This is a genomic window from Ruegeria sp. AP11 (assembly GCF_056535865.1).
The window spans coordinates 2,255,254-2,274,975 of record NZ_JBQFJB010000001.1 but is presented as its reverse complement, the minus strand read 5'-3'; the positions used below and the strand labels follow the sequence as shown (position 1 = coordinate 2,274,975).

Annotated in this window: 14 protein-coding genes; 10 read left to right on the top strand and 4 right to left on the bottom strand. The window is 61.4% G+C overall.

Annotated elements, in window-relative coordinates:
* Nucleotides 1–12: 12 nt before the first annotated feature.
* On the bottom strand, nt 13–786 hold the full coding sequence (locus tag ACR3E4_RS11435; protein ID WP_480535481.1) for a FadR/GntR family transcriptional regulator: 774 nt from the start codon (nt 784–786) through the stop codon (nt 13–15).
* A gap of 335 nt (nt 787–1,121) precedes the next feature.
* Between ACR3E4_RS11435 and ACR3E4_RS11430 the strand changes: the two genes are divergently transcribed.
* The 5 genes from ACR3E4_RS11430 to ACR3E4_RS11410 all read left to right on the top strand — a co-directional run bounded on the left by ACR3E4_RS11430 (nt 1,122) and on the right by ACR3E4_RS11410 (nt 10,963).
* A complete protein-coding gene (locus tag ACR3E4_RS11430; RefSeq protein WP_480535483.1) occupies nt 1,122–2,174 on the top strand; it encodes a TRAP transporter substrate-binding protein in 1,053 nt (350 codons plus the stop codon).
* 124 nt (nt 2,175–2,298) lie between these two features.
* Nucleotides 2,299–4,365 carry a TRAP transporter large permease subunit gene (locus ACR3E4_RS11425; protein ID WP_480535484.1) on the top strand — a complete coding sequence of 689 codons (2,067 nt, stop codon included), beginning with the start codon at nt 2,299–2,301 and terminating at the stop codon, nt 4,363–4,365.
* A 14-nt stretch (nt 4,366–4,379) separates the two neighbouring features.
* Nucleotides 4,380–6,062, top strand: coding sequence for a D-lactate dehydrogenase (gene dld / locus ACR3E4_RS11420; RefSeq protein WP_480535485.1), 1,683 nt, complete (start codon nt 4,380–4,382; stop codon nt 6,060–6,062).
* 81 nt (nt 6,063–6,143) lie between these two features.
* A complete protein-coding gene (locus ACR3E4_RS11415) occupies nt 6,144–7,619 on the top strand; it encodes a Y-family DNA polymerase (RefSeq protein ID WP_480535486.1) in 1,476 nt (491 codons plus the stop codon).
* Complete coding sequence (locus ACR3E4_RS11410; RefSeq protein WP_480535488.1) at nt 7,616–10,963, top strand: error-prone DNA polymerase; 3,348 nt, start codon at nt 7,616–7,618, stop codon at nt 10,961–10,963. The genes ACR3E4_RS11415 and ACR3E4_RS11410 overlap by 4 nt, the downstream gene beginning before the upstream one ends.
* A gap of 5 nt (nt 10,964–10,968) precedes the next feature.
* Here the strand turns inward: ACR3E4_RS11410 and ACR3E4_RS11405 are convergent, their stop codons facing one another.
* Genes ACR3E4_RS11405 through ACR3E4_RS11395 form a run of 3 tightly spaced genes read right to left on the bottom strand, consistent with a single transcriptional unit; the run spans nt 10,969 to nt 13,331 of the window.
* Entirely contained in the window at nt 10,969–11,346 is a 378-nt protein-coding gene (locus ACR3E4_RS11405) for a carboxymuconolactone decarboxylase family protein (protein WP_480470619.1), read from the bottom strand.
* A 12-nt stretch (nt 11,347–11,358) separates the two neighbouring features.
* Nucleotides 11,359–12,447 (bottom strand): aromatic ring-hydroxylating oxygenase subunit alpha, encoded by a 1,089-nt coding sequence (locus tag ACR3E4_RS11400; RefSeq protein WP_480535490.1) that lies wholly within the window; start codon nt 12,445–12,447, stop codon nt 11,359–11,361.
* On the bottom strand, nt 12,444–13,331 hold the full coding sequence (locus ACR3E4_RS11395; RefSeq protein ID WP_480535492.1) for a MurR/RpiR family transcriptional regulator: 888 nt from the start codon (nt 13,329–13,331) through the stop codon (nt 12,444–12,446). Before ACR3E4_RS11395 ends, ACR3E4_RS11400 begins: the two co-directional genes overlap by 4 nt.
* Nucleotides 13,332–13,396: 65 nt before the next feature.
* On the opposite strand from ACR3E4_RS11395, the gene ACR3E4_RS11390 reads away from it, so the two are divergent.
* Genes ACR3E4_RS11390 through ACR3E4_RS11370 form a run of 5 tightly spaced genes read left to right on the top strand, consistent with a single transcriptional unit; the run spans nt 13,397 to nt 19,719 of the window.
* Complete coding sequence (locus ACR3E4_RS11390) at nt 13,397–15,850, top strand: FAD-dependent oxidoreductase (RefSeq protein ID WP_480535493.1); 2,454 nt, start codon at nt 13,397–13,399, stop codon at nt 15,848–15,850.
* The gene (locus tag ACR3E4_RS11385; protein ID WP_480535494.1) at nt 15,847–16,929 is read left to right on the top strand and encodes an alcohol dehydrogenase family protein; all 1,083 of its coding nucleotides are present in this window, start codon (nt 15,847–15,849) and stop codon (nt 16,927–16,929) included. The genes ACR3E4_RS11390 and ACR3E4_RS11385 overlap by 4 nt, the downstream gene beginning before the upstream one ends.
* Nucleotides 16,926–17,504 carry a dimethylsulfonioproprionate lyase family protein gene (locus ACR3E4_RS11380; protein ID WP_480535495.1) on the top strand — a complete coding sequence of 193 codons (579 nt, stop codon included), beginning with the start codon at nt 16,926–16,928 and terminating at the stop codon, nt 17,502–17,504. Before ACR3E4_RS11385 ends, ACR3E4_RS11380 begins: the two co-directional genes overlap by 4 nt.
* Nucleotides 17,501–18,607, top strand: coding sequence for a mandelate racemase/muconate lactonizing enzyme family protein (locus ACR3E4_RS11375; RefSeq protein WP_480535497.1), 1,107 nt, complete (start codon nt 17,501–17,503; stop codon nt 18,605–18,607). The genes ACR3E4_RS11380 and ACR3E4_RS11375 overlap by 4 nt, the downstream gene beginning before the upstream one ends.
* Entirely contained in the window at nt 18,604–19,719 is a 1,116-nt protein-coding gene (locus ACR3E4_RS11370) for a mandelate racemase/muconate lactonizing enzyme family protein (protein WP_480535498.1), read from the top strand. The genes ACR3E4_RS11375 and ACR3E4_RS11370 overlap by 4 nt, the downstream gene beginning before the upstream one ends.
* The last annotated feature ends 3 nt before the right edge of the window (nt 19,720–19,722 follow it).

Sequence of the window (19,722 nt, the reverse complement as noted above, 5' to 3'; positions counted from 1 at the left end):
TCCGGTCTTTTGTCAGACCGAAAACAGGCGTCGCTTGGAGGCGCGGATTTCGCGTTCCTGCTGCTCTTGCCCTTTGCGGAACGAGCTTTCGACAAAATCCATGTGATCGCGCGCGGCTTTTTCGGCCCTGTCCGGGTCACCCTCCAGAATGGCCTGCGCGATTTCCTTGTGCTGGGCCAGCAGCAATTCGCCCGAGCCGTCCATCGTCCTTAGAAACCGGCGGTTATAGAAGACGCCCTGACGGGTCAGATCATAGACCGAGGCCATCATGTGGATCAGCGTGGTATTCTGGCTGGCATCGACAACCGCCGAATGCAGGCGAAAGTCGGCCTCTTCGCTGGCGTCGGCATCGTCTTCTTCCCACGCCCTTTGCATCTCGTCGATGATTTCCGAGATGCGTTCCTTGTCGGATTGCGTGGCCCGCTGCGCGGCAAGATGGCTGGCAAACGCCTCCTGCTCGCGCCGGTATTCGAGATAGTCGTAGAACGCGCCGCCATGCCTGGCATAAAGCGACAACAGCGCCGGAGACATCGCCCGACCCGTTAGCGCCGCGATGAATGTCCCCTCGCCATGACGCACCGAGACCAAGCCCCGCTGTTCGAGGATCTGCAGCGCCTCGCGCAGTTTGGGGCGCGAGACGGACATCGCCTCGGCCAGGTCCCGTTCCGAGGGCAATCTGCGGCCTTCTTTCAGGATGCCATCGACGATCATCGTCTCGATCTGCTCGACCACCGCGTCGGCAATTGATTCGTGACCGACGGGCTCAAAAGGGCTGCTGTTGCTCATGCCGATCCTGCTGCGCCTCATTATTCGTGAATTTTTAGTTGTTCACTAAATTTACCAATCCTCCAAATTTATGCAAGCAAAACTACCCAAAACTACGGATGGATGTCGATTTTCTATCTGCTTGCAAAATATAGATAACTTCTAGACCATCAGACTTTTGGCACGAAATACCCCTGATTTGGCATCACCTCAGAATGGCTCGCCTCATGCGATCAGTGGTAAACAAAATTGTTGACTACTAGTGTTGGTAAAAAATATTTACCTCTTATGTCGCCGCCATGGCGGGATTTTCGGCAGTCGGTTGATCGGCTGGCACATACCTTGGAGGAGAAACCATGAAGACCACCCTGACATCACTCGCCGTTGCGGCCTCGCTGCTGGCTGCTCCGGTTGCCCATGCAGCGGACAAGATGCTGCTGAAAACCCCGATCGCGTTTTCGACCGCCCTGCCGGGGCTTGGCTCGCCGATCCCGCGTGTGGCCGAGCAGCTGGACCTGATGTCCGGCGGCACCCTGAAGATGAAGGTCTATGAGCCCGGCAAGCTGGTTCCGCCGTTTGAAATTCTGGATGCGGTGTCTTCGGGCAAGATCAACTCGGGCTACACCACCGCCGGTTACTGGGCGGGCAAGATCCCGGCCGCGCCGCTGTTCTCGGCCGTTCCGTTCGGGCCTGAGGCGGGCGAATACATGGCATGGCTGTATTACGGCAACGGCATGAGCCTGTATCAAGAGATGTATGATCAGGCCGGTTTCAACGTCCACGTCATCCCCTGCGCCATCATCGCCCCTGAAACCTCGGGCTGGTTCGCGAATGAGATCAACAGCCCCGAAGATCTGAACGGCCTGAAGATGCGCTTCTTCGGTCTGGGCGGTGAAGTGATGCAGAAACTGGGCGTTGCAACCTCGCTGCTGCCCGGCGGCGAAATCTTCCCGGCGCTGGAAAAGGGCGCGATTGACGCAACCGAGTTCTCGATGCCCGCCATCGACGCGCGCCTCGGCTTCCACAAACTGGTCAAGTACAACTACTTCCCTGGCTGGCACCAGCAGGCGACGGTGTTTGAGCTGATGATCAACAAGGACGTCTGGAACGAAGCCAGCGATCAGCACAAAGCGATCATCGAAAATGCCTGTAAGGCGTCGATGGCCGACAGCTTTGCCGAAGGCGAAGCGATCCAACACGCGGCGCTGCTGGACAATGTCGAAAACAACGGTGTTCAGATCAAGCAATGGAATGACGAGATGCTGTCGACCTTCCGCGCGACCTGGGAAGAGGTTGCCGCAGAGCAGGCCGCCAATGACGAATTCTTTGCCAAAGTTTTGGCCGACATGACCGAGTTCCGCGACGGTTACGCCGTCTGGAAAGAGAACGCGTTCCTCCCCCGCAAGTAATTAAACACTTGCGAATTTCTGGGGGCGGTACCGATCCGCCGCCCTCAGAACCCAGATTTTCTTCATTTCCCAAACGACCCGGGCGCATTCCCGTCCCCACCGCCAAACTCTTGAGGAGGAGACCATGGCCGAGACACAGCGTCATCAGGACGACCCGATTGAAGTCTATGAAAGCATCCTTGAGCATGGCGAGCCCGACCGCCAGAAACTGGCCGTTGCCATCGACAATGGCGTCAAGGCGGTGGGCCATGTGGTCATGTGGGCCAACCTGCTGCTGGTTACGGCCATCGTCTCGCAAGTGGCGCTGCGCTATTTGCTGAACCAGAACTATCCCAAGCTGGACGAGATTCAGTGGCATTTCTATGGGTTGGTGACGATGATCGGTATCTCGTATGCCTTGGTCACTGACAGCCATGTGCGGGTGGATCTGCTGCATATGCAACTCAGCCAGCGCGCACGGCGGATTATCGAGATCATCGGGATTTTCACCCTGCTGGTGCCGTTCATCTATCTCATGATCGATCAGGGATACGACTATTTCTACGAAAGCTGGCGGGTCAACGAATCCTCGGACAGCCCCACTGGCTTGCCCGCACGTTGGGCCTTGAAAGGCGTGATCCCGGCCAGTTTCATTCTGCTGGCTCTGGCAGCGGGGGCGCGGCTGATCCATGACGTACACGCGCTGTTCATGAATCTGGAGGAAGAGCGTCAGGGCAAAGGCCTGCGCCTGATCCTCTGGGCCTTGCTGGGCTTTGCCGTGGTGGCGACGGCGCTGACTTTCCTTGTCGAGACGACCGAGGAAAAGCTGGTCATCGCCATGTTCCTGACCTTCATCGCGCTGCTGTTCACCGGCTTCCCGGTGGCTTGGACGCTGGCTGGTGTTGGTGTTGCCTATTGCGGTCTGGCCTATCTGTTCGACAACGGCATGATGAACTGGACCGGGCTTGAGGAAACGCTGACCGGGCTGGACTATCTGACGCTGGGCGCGGTGGTGAACCGCGTCTATGCCACGATGTCCAACGCGGTTCTGGTGGCGCTGCCGATGTTCATCTTCATGGGCCTGATGCTGGACGAATCTGGCGTGGCCGAGCGGCTGATGTCTTCAATGCAGCGCCTGTTTGGAACAGTGCGCGGCGGGTTGGCAATCACGGTAACGATGATCGGCATCATTCTGGCCGCCTCAACCGGCATTATCGGGGCGTCTGTGGTTCTGCTGGGCGTGCTGTCCCTGCCTTCGATGATGGAGCAGAAATACAGCCCCTCATTGGCCGCCGGTGTGGTCAGCGCATCGGGGACGCTGGGCATCCTGATCCCGCCGTCAATCATGCTCGTGATCATGGCGGACCAGATGGCCTTGTCGGTCGGCGATCTGTTCATGGCCGCAGTGTTCCCCGGTGTGATCATCGGAGCATTGTATCTGACCTATATCTTCGTCATCGCGCTGATCAAACGCGACGTGGCCCCCGTGCCCGAGGGCGCAACCCGTCCCGACTGGGCAGCAGTCAAGGACGTGCTGATCGCCGTACTGCCGACACTGGCGCTGATCCTTGCCGTACTGGGGTCGATCTTTGCGGGCCTGACCACGCCAACCGAAGCCTCGGGCGTAGGCGCTTTGGGCGCGACACTGCTGGCGCTGGGATATCGCAAGCTGACGCTGGCCAAGCTGGTGAACGTACTGAAAGCCACGTTCAACACCACCGCCTATATCTTTGCGATCTTCCTGGGTGCGACGGTGTTCTCCTATGTCCTGCGGGAACTGGGCGGTGACGCTCTGATCGAGGATATGATCCACGGCACCGGGCTTGGCCCCAATGGTACGGTCTTCATGATCCTGTTCATTGTCTTCCTGCTGGGCTTCGTCCTGGACTGGATCGAGATCACGCTGATCGTCCTGCCGCTGATGCGCCCCATCGTGAACGGGCTGGGCCTGGATATCGACGGCTTCGGGGTTATCGATGAACCCGCGCTCGTGTGGTTCGTGATCCTTGTGGCGGTGACGCTGCAAACCTCGTTCCTGACACCTCCGGTTGGGTTTGCTCTATTCTACCTGAAAGGAGTCTGTCCGCCCGAGATCAAGCTGACCGATATCTACAAAGGCATCATCCCGTTTGTGATCCTGCAACTGACCGGTCTGTTCTTTGTGTTCCTCTGGCCGCAACTAGCCACTTGGCTACCCTCAGTCGCGTATTAACGGAGGGCAGCAAGATGACCGATGCCGATCTGATCAAGCGCCTTCAGGCCATTTGCGGGCGGCGGCGCGTGCTGACCTCGGCCCGCAGCACCCGGCGGTTTCGCCGGGGGTTCAGATCGGGTGAAGGCGATGCGCTGGCGGTGGTTCAACCCTCCACGCTGCTGGAACAATGGAAGGTGCTGCAGGCCTGTGTTGCCGCCGACAAGATCGTCATCATGCAGGCCGCCAATACCGGCCTGACCGAAGGGTCTACGCCCAAGGGCCGCTATGATCGCGATGTGGTGCTGATCAATACGCGGCGGATGGATGATCTGCATCTGATCAATGATGGCAAACAGGTGATCAGCTTTCCGGGCAGCACCTTGTTTGCGCTGGAAAAGCTGCTGGATCCGATCGGGCGTCAGCCGCATTCGGTGATTGGATCATCGTGCATCGGGGCCTCGGTCGTAGGCGGGGTGTGCAACAATTCGGGCGGTTCGCTCGTCGAGCGTGGCCCCTCCTATACTGAACTTTCTCTGCACGCCCGCATCACGCGGGATGGCCAACTGGAACTGGTCAATCATCTGGGAATGAACCTGGGTGACTCGCCCGAAGAAATCCTGACCCGTCTGCAGAACGGTGATTTCTGCACAACAGATGTCGAGACCGACAATCGCAAGTCCTCCGACACCGATTATGCCCGCCGGGTGCGCGATGTGGATGCCGACACCCCGGCCCGGTTCAACGCCGACAAATCCCGCTTGTACGAGGCCGCCGGGTGCGCCGGAAAACTCGCCGTCTTTGCCGTTCGGCTGGACACCTATCCCAAGAACGGCAGCGAGCGTACATTCTATGTCGGCGCCAAGGACACCAGCGCCCTGACCGAGCTACGCCGCCGCATCTTGTCGGGGTTCAACACCCTGCCGGTCAGCGCCGAATATATGCATGAAGAGGTCTTCGACATCTCGGATCGCTACGGCAAGGACACCATGGTGATGATCGACAAGCTGGGCACCGACCGGCTGCCCACCTTCTTTGCGTTGAAAGGTGCGGTGGATGCGCGGTTCGAGGCTATTCCGGGTCTGTCGAATTTCACCGACCGTTTCATGCAGTTCACGATGCGGTTCTGGCCCGATATCCTGCCCCGCCGGATGCGCGCCTATCGCGACCGCTTCCCCCATCACCTGATCCTGAAAATGCACGATGGTGGCATCGACGAGGCGCGCGCGCTGCTGAGCGACATGGTGGATGAGGAGCGTCTGGATTTCTTCGAATGTGACCCGCGCGAGGCCAAGATCGCCGGTCTGCACCGCTTTGCTGCTGCCGGGGCCGCAATCCGTTACATGAAAGTGCACGCGCATGAGGTCGAAGACATCATCGCGCTGGACATCGCCCTGCGTCGCAATGATGTGAACTGGTTCGAGGAATTGCCCCCCGAGCTGGCGGATCAACTGCTCAGCAAGCTCTATTACGGGCATTTCATGTGCCACGTTCTGCATCAGGATTACATCGTGAAGAAAGGGGCCGACCCCAAGGCGCTGAAGGCGGGGATGCTGGAGATTCTGGATCAGCGCGGGGCCGAGTACCCGGCCGAACACAATGTAGGACACCTTTATGCGGCCAAGCCGGATCTGGCAGCGTTCTACAAATCGGTTGACCCGACCAACAGCATGAACCCCGGCATCGGGAAAATGTCGCGCAACAAGCACTATAGCTGACGGGCTTTTTGGCCACGAAAGACTCGACTCTGCATCCAAGGAAACCTAAAAAGAACAAATACAGAACATTTGGTTTCCAGCATGCTCGATGGCACCCGACGGCGTATCGTTTCACTGTGGTTTCCCCGGCTGGCAAGCGACCGGGCTCTGCGTCTGCGTCCGGTCGAGGGGCCGTTTGTTCTGACGCTGAAACAGAACAATGCAAACCGGGTGTATTGCCTGAACACGCAGGCCCAGCGGCAGGGCCTGCATTGCGGCATGCCCTACTCCGATGCCCGCGCCTTTTGCCCCGATCTGCAAAGCCATCCCGCCGACCCGCAGGGGGATCAGCGGTTTCTGCACGCTTTGCGCCGCTGGGCGACCCGCTATTGCCCCTGGGTCGGGCTCGAGGGTGAGGATGGGCTGGTTCTGGACATCACCGGATCGGCGCATCTTGCGGGCGGGGAAGAGATGATGCTGACCGATATGCGCAGGCGTCTGGCCCGGGCCGGGCTGGCGGTGCAGATCGGCCTTGCCCCGACACGCGGCGCGGCCTGGGCCCTGGCGCATTATGGTGAAGGGGTCGCGGATGAGGATACGCTGAAAGCCATCCGCGCCCTGCCGGTGGCGGCGCTGCGGCTGGATGAGGACACCTCGGTCGCGCTGCAACGGCTGGGCCTGCGCCGGATTGGCGAGCTGGCGCAAACCCCGCGCGCGCCATTGACGCGCCGGTTTGGCCCCGAGGCGCTGATGCGGCTGGATCAGGCGCTGGGGGATCAACCCGAACAGATCACCCCGTTGGCCGATCCGCCCCATTACGGCGTGCGCATGACCCTGCCTGAACCCATTGGCCTGCTGTCCGACATGATGGCCGGGGCCGAACGGCTGCTGGAACGGCTCTGCGACAAGCTGAAAGCGCAAGAGATGGGTGCGCGCAAGCTGTGCATGACCCTGCGCCGGGTGGATCAGGATCACCAGCAGGTCGAGCTGCGCCTTGCCCGCCCCCTGCGCGATCCGCATCGCATCCTGCCCCTGTTCGAACGCGGACTGGCCGAGGTGGATGCGGGTTTCGGGATCGATCAGTTCCGGCTGCAGGCCACGCAGGTGGAACCCCTGCCGGTGCGCCAGATCAGCCGCACCGTAAGCCGGGACAAGGATCAGTTGGACGACCTGATCACCCGCATCGGCACCCGGATCGGGCTGGAACAAATCCACCGCCTGCTGCCTGCGCAAAGCCATATCCCCGAGCGCAGCTTCATCATCTCGCCCGCCGCCTATTCCGACCCCGCAGGCGGGTGGAACACCCTGCGCCCCCGCCCTCTGCAACTGTTTCCTCCGGAACCCATTGCCGGATCGGGCCCGCATCCGCCGCGCCGCTTTCGCTGGCGGCGGATGTCGCTGACCACGGGCCGCTCAACCGGCCCTGAACGCATCTGCCCCGAATGGTGGCTGGAGGATGAGAACTGGCGCACGGGCTTGCGCGATTACTGGCAGGTCGAAACCCGGCAGGGGCGGCGGTTGTGGCTGTATTACACGCCGCAGAATCCGGGATGGTTCGTGCATGGGGAATTCGCATGAGCAAACCGAACCCGCCCAGCTCGCACGCGCAGGACCCCGGCTATGCCGAGTTGGGCGTGACTACCAATTTCACCTTCCTGACCGGGGCGTCCCACCCCGAAGAGATGGTCACTCGCGCAGCAGAGCTGGGCCTGAAGGCCATCGCGATCACCGACCGGAACTCTCTGGCCGGGGTGGTTCGGGGCTGGAGCGCGCTGAAAGAGCTGCGACGCGAGACCGAAGGGGCGGTTCAGATCCGCTCGCAGCACCGCCTCGATTCTTCATCCCGACAAGAGGTCGGGCATGTGCAGCCGCTCGACAAACCGGATGTGCCCGCTCTGCCCAAGTTGATCGTCGGTTGCCGGCTGGTTCTGCGCGACAGCGCGGTGCACTGGTTGGCCCTGCCCCGTGACCGCGCCGCCTATCAGCGGCTGACCCGCCTGCTGACGCTGGGCAAGCGGCGGGCCGAGAAAGGGGAGTGCCATCTGGATCTGCAGGATATGCGGGCGGCCTGTCAGGGGATGATCCTGGTCGCGCTGCCGCAGGCGGGGTTGAAGCAGGCCATCCCCGACATTCAGACCGTCCGGCGGCAGTTCCCCAATGCGGTCTTTCTGGGTGCCGCACCGCGCTATGACGGCAGTGACCGGGCCTATCTGGCGGCCTGCGCGCGGGCGTCACAGCAGACCTCGGCCCCCATGGTGGCGGTGGGGGATGTGCTGATGCACCGTGGCAGCCGCCGCCAACTGGCCGATGTGCTGACCTGCATGCGCGAGCACGTCACCATTGACCAGATCGGCACAAGCGCCCTGCCCAATGCCGAACGGCGGCTGAAAGGTTATGCGGACATGGCCCGGCTGTTTCAGGACCACCCCGGCGCGCTGCGCCGCACGTTGGAAATCGCCGACCGCTGCAGCTTTGACCTGAGTGAGCTGTCCTACGAATACCCCGACGAGATCGCCAGCGCCGAGACCCCGCAGGCGCGGCTGGAACGTCTGGCACGCGAGGGGTTGAAACGGCGCTATCCCGGTGGCCCGCCCGAACGTGCGCTGCAATTGATGCAGAAAGAGCTGGCCTTGGTCGCGGATCTGGATTTCCCGGCCTATTTCCTGACCGTGCATGACATTGTGCAATTCGCGCGTTCACAGGGCATTCTGTGTCAGGGGCGCGGATCAGCCGCCAATTCGATCCTGTGTTACCTGCTGGGCATCACCGATGTCAGCCCCGACATGATCGCCATGGTGTTTGAACGTTTCGTCTCGAAACACCGGGGCGAACCGCCGGATATCGACGTAGACTTCGAGCATGAGCGGCGCGAAGAGGTAATCCAGTGGATTTACGAGAAATACGGCCGCCACCGCGCGGGCCTGTGTGCCACTGTCATCCATTTCCGATCCCGCGCGGCGATCCGCGAGGTGGGCAAGGTGATGGGGCTGTCTCAGGACGTCACCGCAGGTCTGTCCGGTCAGATCTGGGGGATGAGCAATGGCGGCGTTGATGGCGAGCGGCTGCAGGAACTGGGCCTCGACCTCAAAGACCGGCGGCTGATGCAGACCGTCCGCCTGATCGGCGAGATCATCGGCTTCCCCCGCCACCTGTCGCAGCATGTGGGCGGGTTCGTCATCACCAAAGGGCGACTGGATGAGCTCTGCCCGATCGAAAACGCCGCGATGGAAGACCGCACCGTGATCGAGTGGGACAAGGACGACATCGACGCGCTTGGAATTCTGAAGGTGGATATTCTAGGGCTGGGGATGCTCAGCTGTATCCGCAAGGCGTTTGACCTGATGCAGCAGCACAACGGCGAAACCCTCAGCATCGCCACCGTCCCGCAAGAGGATACGGCGACCTATGACATGCTGTGCGCCGCCGATGCGGTGGGCGTGTTTCAGGTCGAAAGCCGGGCGCAGATGAATTTCCTGCCCCGGATGAGGCCGAAGGAATTCTACGATCTGGTGATCGAGGTCGCCATCGTCCGCCCCGGCCCCATTCAGGGCGACATGGTGCAGCCCTATATCCGGCGGCGCAACGGGCTGGAAAAGTCCGAACCTTTCGGCCCTGCCTTGGAAGAGGTGACCCGGCGCACGCTGGGTGTGCCGCTGTTTCAGGAACAGGCCCTGCAAATCGCCGTGGTAGGCGCTGGGTTTTCGGCGGAAGAGGCTGACCACCTGCGCCGCTCGCTGGCTTCGTTCCGGCGGATGGGGACGATTGGCACCTATCGCGACAAGTTCATCGCAGGGATGCTGGACAACGGCTATTCGCCCGAGGTCGCCGACCGCTGCTTTGGCCAGATCGAAGGCTTTGCCGATTACGGCTTTCCCGAAAGCCACGCCGCGGCTTTTGCGATGCTGGCCTATGTCTCGGCCTGGATGAAATGCCACCACCCGGCGATCTTCTCCTGCGCGCTGCTGAATTCGCAGCCCATGGGGTTTTATGCGCCTGCCCAGATCGTGCGGGACGCGCGCGAGCATGGGGTCGAGATTCGCCCGGTCTGCGTCAACGCCTCGACCTGGGACAATCTACTGGAACGCCGCGCCGATGGGGCGTTGGCCCTGCGGCTGGGTTTTCGCCAGATCAAGGGGTTCAAGCAGGAAGACGCGGATTGGATCGTGGCCGCGCGGGGCAACGGGTACCCGGACCCCGAAACGCTGTGGCTGCGGGCCGGGCTACGCCCCGATGTTCTGACCCGTCTGGCCGAGGCGGATGCGTTTTCCGGCATGGACCTGACCCGGCGCGACGCCCTGTGGCATGTCAAAGCCATCCGCAGCCGGACCGCCCTGCCGCTGTTCAATGATCCGATCGATGGCGAAAGCATCAACGAGCCGCAGGTGAACCTGCCGGCCATGCATCTGGGCGAGGAAGTGGTCGAGGATTACGTCTCGACCCGCCTGACCCTGCGCGCGCACCCGATGGAGCTGTTACGCCCGTCCCTGCCCGGCCTTGTGCCGCATGCCACGCTGCCGGATATCCCGCTGGGCCGTTACAGCGTCTGCGGGCTGGTGATCACGCGGCAACGGCCGGGAACCGCCTCGGGTGTGATCTTTCTGACGCTTGAGGATGAAACCGGGGTCAGCAACGTAGTTGTCTGGCCCAAGGTCTATGAACGCTTTCGCCGTATCGTGATGGGTGGGCGGTTGCTGCAGGTCCGCGGGTATCTGCAGCGCGAGGGGATCGTCGTGCATCTGATCGCGCAGGAGATCACCGATATGTCGCACAAACTGTCCGAGCTTGGGCATCCTCTGGACGAGGCTATCGGCATCACCCAACCGCAAGCGGATGACACCCCACGCCCCCGGCAGAACGGCCCGAGCGCCCGTCATCCCCGTGAACAGGCCAAGCGGCTGTTCCCGAGCCGGGATTTTCACTAAGGCGCTTAGCCCTCGATCACCTTACGGGCCACGCGGAAGCATTCCAGCGCCTGCGGCACGCCGCAATAGATGCCGATAACATGGATGATGGCGCGGATTTCCTCGGTCGTGACGCCGTTGTTGATCGCGCCCCGGCAATGGATTTCCCATTCATGCATTTTGCCCAGCGCGCCGATCATCGACAGGTTCATCATCGACCGCGTCTTGGCGTCGATCACATCGTCACCCCAGCCGAACCCCCAGCACCAGGCGGTCATCGCCTCCTGAAACGGGCGGGTGAAATCGTCGGCCGCGGCCAGGTTCTTTTCGACATATTCCGCGCCCAGCGTCGCCTTGCGCTGTTCCAGACCTTTCAGAAACAGGTCTTCGTCAAATGTGCTCATCACTTGCTCCTTTTACTGAGGCTGCCCGTCAACCGCTTCGCGCATCCATTTCTGAAGATGCATGACGGGATGCTCTGAATTCACCCCGCCCTTAGGGTCAATCACCAGAGGGCCCGGACGATATCCGCGCGAATGCAGACCGCGCTGCACGGATTCGACCAGCCGGATATCTTCTTCCACCGTGGTGGCCCGATCCTGCGCGGCCAGTTGCCGTATCTTAGGATCATCCACGCCGCCCACCGAATACCAGCCCCGCCAGACCACCACATGATCGGCATCCACGGCGCGCCAGTGATAGGTGTTCAGCACATTCCCCGGATAAACCTGAAACGAGAACATCGGCCACAGGAACCAACTGGAATACTCATCGAAGTGCCTAAAGCCCGACTGAATGTCGTAAGTCATGTTCTCAAGGCTCTGGCATTCCGTCGTATGACGCAGGCACATGCCCTGCGGCTGGATGTCGTAGGTTTCCGGCCTGACCACACCGTTCGCAAAGGTCGGATGGTTGAGCGAACAGTGGTAGCATTCCGAGTAGTTCTCGACCGAGACCTTCCAGTTGCACAGTTCCGGTATCTCGACCCATTCCAGCGGTTTCAGGTCACCCCAGTTTGGCACCCATTCTTCAAGCTCGGCGCGGGCATTCGGGAACCATTCGTCCATAGGTGCCGCGTCCGGGTCGAGGTTGACGAAGACAAATCCCAGAAACTCTTCGCTGCGCACTTCGTTCAGGCAGACCGAGGACTTGTCGAACCCCTCAACCGCCTTGAGGTTTGGCCCGGCCCGCAACTCTCCGGTCAGTTCATAGGTCCAGGCGTGGTAGGGGCAGACGACGACGCGCGTGGTGCCCGTACCCTCGACCAGTTGGTGCGCGCGGTGCTGGCAGACATTGTAGAACACGCGGATCTTGTCATCACGACCCCGGATGGCGAACAGGTCCTGCCCGGCGACTTCAAACGCGACATATGCGCCCGGCTCGGCCAGTTCAGAGGCGTGGCAGCCAAACTGCCATGTACGCGCCAGCAACCCCTCGGTTTCCAACCGAAATATGGCGGGGTCGGTATAGTACCGGGCTGCAAGGGATTGGATGGGGGCTGTCACGTGTCCTCCGCGTGGTAAAGGCCAAGTTGATGGCGGCGTTTGTGAAAAGTCTCGACCCGTTCGACGATCTCGTCGCTGGCAACGGCGATCACGAAGGACAGCAGCGTTTCCAGCAAGGCAACCGTACTGACCGAGGACGGGAAGAATTGCGGCGTATCCGCCGAGATGACAAAGCCATGGTCGGCGGTGCGCAGGATCGGGCTGGCCGGGCTGTCGGACAGACCCACCACTGTCAGCCCCTGCTCGCGCGCGACCTGTACCGCCTCGACCACCTCATTGCGGTAAGGTTTGCAGGTCATGGCGATCAGCACATCGCGTTTGTCCGCCCAGGCCAGATCGTCGATCGGGTTTGACCCAGCGCGCGGGATGGCATGGAACTGCACCATCCCGGTCGATGCCAGATAGACAAAGTTTCGCGCGTTCGAGTTGTTCACCCCAACGCCCAAAACGAACACATTGCGCGAATTCCAGATATCCTCGGCCGCGGCCTTCAACTGCTCGGAGGAGATATTGGCGAAGGTTTCTTCCAGATTGCGCAAGGCGTCCTGCACCATGTCTGCGTAAAGCCCGCCCATGTTGCCGGATTTGCGAATATCCTGCAGCCAGCGGGCACGGTCGGGGAAATCGGCCTGCCCGCGCCGGATCGCCTCGCGGAAGGGCACACGGAAGTCCTCATACCCTTCAAAGCCCACCTGCCGCGCCATGCGGACGATGGTGTTGGGTTTCACATTCGCTGCCTCGGCGATTTCGCGCACGGTCGAAACCCCCACGTCGCGCGGGTTTTCCAGCACATAGGTGGCGGCTTTACGCGCCTCGGGCGTCAGCTCGGACAGTTCATCCGCCAACCGTTCGAGAATCGTGCTTGATACATTTGTCCCATTCATGATTGACGATGGTATTTTTGTTTGCTTACGCTGTCGAGACAAAATCGACTCAGAGGAACGGTCTGATGGCATCTGATTTCCCGACCCATGCGCGCGTGGTTATCGTGGGTGGCGGCGTGATGGGGGTGGGCCTTGCCTACCACCTGGGGCACGAAGGCTGGGGTGCAGACACCGTACTGCTGGAAAAGGCGGAACTGACCAGCGGCAGCACCTGGCACGCGGCGGGACAGATCACCCATTCGACCTCTAGCTTCGGCTTAGGCAAATGCGTCGATTACAATGTCGGGCTCTATTCCGGTGCGCTCGAGGCCGAGACCGGGCAGGCCGTGACGTGGCATGGCTGTGGCTCGTTCCGGCTGGCCTATACCGAGGATGAGATGGATTGGCTGCGCCATACCCTGTCGGTCGGTCGCTCGCTGGGCTTCAACATCGAACTGGTCGGTCCGGATCGGGTGGCCGCACTGCACCCGTTCTACAATCTGGACGGCGTGCTGGGCGCACTGCATACGCCCGATGACGGTCATGTGGACCCGACGAATGTGACCATGGCGATGGCTGCAGGCGCACGTCAGAAGGGTGTTCGGATCATCCGCCATTGTCAGGCGACGAACATCACGCAGGCCGAGAACGGCGAATGGGTGGTCGAGACACCCAAGGGCACGATCACTTGCGAACACGTGGTCAACGCGGGCGGCACCTATGCCAGGCAGATGGGCGAATGGTCGGGGCTGCAACTGCCGATGACCTCGATGACCCACCACTACTTCGTGACTGAACCGGTGCCCGAGTTTGAATCACTGGACAAAGAACTGCCGGTGATCCGCGACGACAAGAAGGTGTCAGGCTACATCCGGATGGAGCAAAAGCGCGGTCTGATCGGGATTTACGAGAAAGAGAACCCCAACTCGGTCTGGCACGATCATTGCCCGTGGGATTATGAGAACTGGCTGTTCGATGCGGATTATGATCGGGTGATGCCGTGGCTTGAGGAGAGCCTGAACCGGATGCCGATCTTTGCAGAGCTGGGCATTCAGCGCGAGGTACATGGCGCGATCAGCCATCCACCCGATGGCAACCCGCTGATCGGGCCTGCGCCCGGCGTGCGGAACTACTGGTGTTGCTGTGGCACGCAGATCGGGATCGGCTGGGGGCCGGGCCTGACGCGCGAGCTGGCCCGCTGGATGGTGCACGGGGCCGCCGATATCTCGATGCGTGACTATGACCCGCGCCGGTTTGGCGGCTATGCCACGAAGGACTGGCAGGTCATCAAGGCCGAGGAAGATTATTGCCTGCGCCACGAAATCCCCTTCCCGCATTTCAACCGGCTGGCCGGTCGCCCAATCAAACCGTCGCCTCTGTACGAGGTGCTGAAATCAAAGGGCGCGGTGCATGAAGAGGTCTATGGCTTTGAACGCCCGCGCTGGTTCGCACGTAATGGGGTGGCGCAGCAGGATCACTATTCCTTCCGCCGGACTGCTGCGGACGACATGGTCGCGGCTGAGGTCGAAGCCGTGCGCGACCGGGTCGGCATCATGGATGTCACCGCCTTCACCAAGGTCGAGGTTTCGGGCCCGGGCGCCTATGCCCTGCTGGATCGGCTGACCGCGAACCGGATGCCGCAGAAAGATGGTTCGATCACTCTGACACATATGCTCAACCGCCGGGGCCGGATTGAACTGGAAACAACCATCGTCCGCATGGCGCAGGACCGTTACTATCTTGTTTGTGCAGCGTTTTTCGAACAACGCCTGCTGGATCATCTGGCGCAACAGCGCGACGGTGAAAATGTCACGATCACCGCGCTTTCGGCTGATTGGTCGGCGCTGTCCCTGAACGGACCAAGGTCGCGCGATGTACTGAGCGCTTGTACAGATGCTGACCTCAGCAATGCCGGTTTCCGCTGGCTGTCGGCGCAGCAGATCGGAATCGCAGGCCATGAGGTCTGGGCTTTCCGGATGTCCTATGCCGGTGAGCTTGGCTGGGAACTGCACATGCCCAACGCCGCCTGTCTGGACGTCTACAACGCCCTCTGGGCCGCCGGTGAGCCACACGGCATCGCCGACTACGGCAGCTTCGCGATGAATGTCATGCGGATGGAGAAAGCTTTCAAAGGGGCCGGAGAACAGACCAACGAGGTTACGCTGGCCGAAGCTGATGTGCTGCGCTTTGCCCGCGCCGACAAGGACTACTTAGGTAAGAACAAGACCCTGAACACTGATGTGCCGTGGATCTGCGCCTATCTTGAGATCGAACCGGATGGCGAGATCGACGGGCATGGTGGAGAGGCCGTGTTGCTGGACGGGCGCGTTGTCGGCTCGACCGCATCCGTGGCCTATGGGCATACGGTGGGTAAGATTCTGGCCTTTGCCTATATCAAACCCGAAGCCGCTGTTGCGGGCACCGAACTGCAGGTCATCATCCATGGCGCGCCCCGCGCCGCACGCGTCCTGTCCGAACCTGCTTACGATCCACAAAGCCTGCTGCCCCGCACAGATGCCGCGCTGGAGCCCGCCCAATGACCCCGCCCACAACAATGCAGGCGATGGTAACCATGGGGCATGGCGATCTGGACCAGATGGTCTGGCACGAGGACTGGCCCTGCCCGTCGCCCACCTCCGGCGAAGTGCTGATCCGGGTCGGAGCCTGCGGGTTGAACAACACGGACGTGAACACACGCTCGGGCTGGTATTCAAAGACCGTAAGCGATGCCACGACTGGCGGCGCTTTCGATGAGGTCGGCGCCGAGGACCCGACCTGGGGTGGTGCGCCTTTGGTTTTCCCACGCATTCAGGGCGCCGATGTGTGCGGCGAGATCGTCGCTGTGGGCGAAGGCGTGGACCCGCGTCGGATCGGCGAAAGGGTGATCACCGATTGCTGGCTGCGCGATCCGGCGGAGCCTTTGAACAAGGACAAGACTGGCTATTTCGGCTCGGAACGGGATGGCGGATTTGCGCAATTGACGACAATCCCCGCGCGAAACGCCATCGCGATCCAATCCCCTCTGTCGGATGCAGAGCTGGCAACATTCTCCTGCTCTTACTCCACCGCCGAAGGGATGCTGACCCGCGCAAATGTCTCGGGAAATGACACCGTTCTGGTACCCGGCGCATCGGGGGGCGTCGGCGGCGCTCTGGTACAACTGGCCAAACGACGCGGTGCGCGAGTGATCGCCATGGCCTCCGAGGCCAAGCACGCCGAGGTGGCAATTCTCGGTCCCGACCGCATCCTGCCCCGCGCCCCGGACGACCTGCGCGCCGCGTTGGGCGACGAAAAAATCACCGTCATTGCCGATGTGGTGGGCGGGCCATATTGGTCCACACTCATCGACATTCTGGAACGTGGCGGGCGCTATACCTGCGCGGGCGCTATTGCGGGTCCGATTGTCGAGTTTGACCTGCGCACTTTCTATTTGCGCGACCTGACCTTTACCGGTTCGACCGTGATCCCCCCGGAAGTGATGCAAAACCTCGTGCGCTATATTGAGGCAGGCGAAGTAAAACCCGCCCTCGCCGCGACCTATCCCCTAAGCGAGTTGCACGCGGCGCAGTCTGCTTTCATCGCCAAGAAACACACCGGCAATATCGTGGTGATCCCATGACACTGGACGATGTACTGGACGCCGCCCGCCGACTGCATCAGGCACATCCTGATCTGGCCGGGTTCGCCGACTGGCCCACCGATCTGGTATCAACGGACACGTCACCTTCGCCAGTCCCGGCGGCCCGGCTGGTGCGCGATTTCGATCTTCCCGGATCCGAAGCCACGCATCGCCTGGTCAAAACCATCACGGCCACTGCTGAACTGGCGAACTGGAAACTGACCTATACCGAGGAAGAGGTCGGCGCGGATTTCCTCGCGCGTTATGGGTATTACGAATTGTTCGGGCCTACCGGACATTTCCACTCGACCCAATTGCGCGGGTATGTCGCCTACTGGGGCAAGGGTCTGAACTATGACTGGCATAGCCATCAGGCCGAGGAACTCTATGTGACCCTCGCCGGCGGCGCGCAATTCCGGATCGAAGGTAACGAGGCTTATGTCGGCCCCGGTCAGACCCGGCTGCACCAAAGCTGGCAAAGCCATGCGATGACAACGATCGATCAACCCATCCTGACCTTTGTACTATGGCGCGGCGCAGGTCTGAACGCCCTGCCGCAGATGGATTCGCCATGAAGATCAACCGCGTCCGCATCTACCAGACCGGGTTGCCCTATGTGGGCGGCGCTTATGCCTGGGGGGCGGGCAATGCGATCGAAACGGCCATCGCCTCGGTTGTGGTCATCGACACCGATGCGGGTCTGCAAGGTTGTGGCGAATTCACGCCCTGCGGCGAGAATTATATGGTCGCCCATTCCGAGGGCGTTCCCGCAATGGCCAGGCTGGTCGCACCCAGGTTGCTGGGCGAAGACCCGCGGCAGGTCGCACGGATCGAACAATTGATGGATCATCTTGCGCAGGGCCACGGCTATGCCAAGGCTCCGTTTGATGCGGCCTGCTGGGACATCTTGGGGCAAGCCTGCGATCAGCCTGTGTGGATGCTGTTGGGGGGTAAATTGACCGATGGCGCGCCGATGTACCGGGTCGCGCCGCAGAAAGCGACGGACCAGACCATCGCCGAAATGAACGCCTATCGGGATCAGGGGTTTCGCCAGTTCCAAATCAAGGTCGGTGGCGATTGGGCCACGGATATCGACCGGATACGGGCCACCGTGCCATTGCTGAACGCCGGAGAAAAGGCGATGGCCGACGCCAATCAGGGCTGGCGGGTAGACAATGCGATCCGGGTGGCCCGCGCGACCAGGGACCTGGATTTCATCCTCGAACAACCCTGCCGGACCTATGAGGAATGTCAGCAGGTGCGCCGCGTCGCGGAACAGCCGATGAAACTGGATGAGTGCCTGACCGGTATGCACATGGCCCAACGGATCGTTGCGGATCGCGGGGCCGAAATCTGCTGCCTGAAAATCTCTAATCTTGGCGGGATCAGCAAGGCGCGGCGGGTGCGCGATTATCTGATCGAAAACCGCATCCCGGTGGTCAGCGAGGATACATGGGGCGGTGAGATTGCAACCGCCGCCGTGGCTCATTTCGCAGCGTCGACGCCGCCCGAGTACCTGCAAAACACCACGGACTTGATGAATTACAACACACGTTCGACAGGAATTGGCGGAGCCGTCACGCGGAACGGTAAATTGTTTGCGCCAGATACTCCCGGCATGGGTGTCGTTCCTGACTTTGAAAGCCTCGGCGAACCGGTGGCAGAGTACAGCTTATGATGATCACATCCATCACCGTGTATCAGATCGACCTGCCGCTGGCGCGTCCATATTGGCTGTCTGCGGGGCGGCTGAAATTCGAAACGCTGGATGCAACGCTGGTGAAACTCGAAACCGATGCCGGGATAACCGGCTGGGGCGAAGGCACGCCCTGGGGGCACACCTATGTCCCGGCCCACGGCCCCGGAATTCGCGCCGGGATCGAGACGATGGCGCCGTTTGTACTGGGCCTCAACCCGCGCCGGGTGCTGGATGTGGAACGGGCAATGGATCTGGCGCTGCCCGGACATCTCTATGCCAAAAGCCCGATTGACATGGCCTGCTGGGACATTGCCGGTCAGGCGGCGGACCTGCCGATTGCCGACCTGATGGGTGGCGGTTCCCGTACCCCGCGCCGTATCGCCTCATCCGTGGGGGCAAAAACGGTCGAAGACACCCGCGCCGAGATCGATCGTTATCGCCAACGCGGCTACATCGCCCATTCCGTCAAGATCGGCGGCGACGTGACCCGCGACATTGCACGTATCCGAGACGTCGAAAGCCTGCGCACCCCCGATGACATCATTCTTTATGACGTCAATCGCGGCTGGACTCGGCAGCAGGCGCTGCGGGTGATGAGCGCGGTCGAAGACCTCAACGTGATGATCGAACAACCTTGCGAAACGCTGGACGATATCGCGGCGATTTCCGGCAAACACGCCTCGCCCGTCTCGGTAGACGAAAGCCTCGTCACCCTGCAGGACGCCACCCGCATTGCCCGCGAAGGCATCGCCGAGATCTTCGGCATCAAACTCAACCGCGTCGGTGGACTGACCAAAGCCGCCCGAATGCGGGACGTCGCATTGGAGCATGGGATCGACATGTTCGTCATGGCCACAGGTGGCACGGTGCTGGCCGATGCCGAGGCCCTGCATCTGGCCGCGACCATACCGGATGCCAATTGCCTTGCGGTCTGGGCCTGTCAGGACATGATCACCGTGGACATCGCTGGCGGGCGCGGCCCCCGCAACACAAACGGCCACCTGCATCTGCCGGAAACACCCGGCCTCGGCGTCCACCCCGACGAGGACACCCTCGGCCCACCAATCGCAACCTATGAGGCCCCGCGATGATCC

What these genes read in the sequence shown, in the direction of transcription:
- ACR3E4_RS11430 (WP_480535483.1), top strand. Translation starts at nt 1,122, where the DNA reads ATGAAGACCACCCTGACATCACTCGCCGTTGCGGCCTCGCTGCTGGCT.
- ACR3E4_RS11415 (WP_480535486.1), top strand. Translation starts at nt 6,144, where the DNA reads ATGCTCGATGGCACCCGACGGCGTATCGTTTCACTGTGGTTTCCCCGG.
- ACR3E4_RS11425 (WP_480535484.1), top strand. Translation starts at nt 2,299, where the DNA reads ATGGCCGAGACACAGCGTCATCAGGACGACCCGATTGAAGTCTATGAA.
- dld (WP_480535485.1), top strand. Translation starts at nt 4,380, where the DNA reads ATGACCGATGCCGATCTGATCAAGCGCCTTCAGGCCATTTGCGGGCGG.
- ACR3E4_RS11435 (WP_480535481.1), bottom strand. Translation starts at nt 786, where the DNA reads ATGAGCAACAGCAGCCCTTTTGAGCCCGTCGGTCACGAATCAATTGCC.
- ACR3E4_RS11370 (WP_480535498.1), top strand. Translation starts at nt 18,604, where the DNA reads ATGATGATCACATCCATCACCGTGTATCAGATCGACCTGCCGCTGGCG.
- ACR3E4_RS11380 (WP_480535495.1), top strand. Translation starts at nt 16,926, where the DNA reads ATGACACTGGACGATGTACTGGACGCCGCCCGCCGACTGCATCAGGCA.
- ACR3E4_RS11390 (WP_480535493.1), top strand. Translation starts at nt 13,397, where the DNA reads ATGGCATCTGATTTCCCGACCCATGCGCGCGTGGTTATCGTGGGTGGC.
- ACR3E4_RS11410 (WP_480535488.1), top strand. Translation starts at nt 7,616, where the DNA reads ATGAGCAAACCGAACCCGCCCAGCTCGCACGCGCAGGACCCCGGCTAT.
- ACR3E4_RS11405 (WP_480470619.1), bottom strand. Translation starts at nt 11,346, where the DNA reads ATGAGCACATTTGACGAAGACCTGTTTCTGAAAGGTCTGGAACAGCGC.
- ACR3E4_RS11385 (WP_480535494.1), top strand. Translation starts at nt 15,847, where the DNA reads ATGACCCCGCCCACAACAATGCAGGCGATGGTAACCATGGGGCATGGC.
- ACR3E4_RS11395 (WP_480535492.1), bottom strand. Translation starts at nt 13,331, where the DNA reads ATGAATGGGACAAATGTATCAAGCACGATTCTCGAACGGTTGGCGGAT.
- ACR3E4_RS11375 (WP_480535497.1), top strand. Translation starts at nt 17,501, where the DNA reads ATGAAGATCAACCGCGTCCGCATCTACCAGACCGGGTTGCCCTATGTG.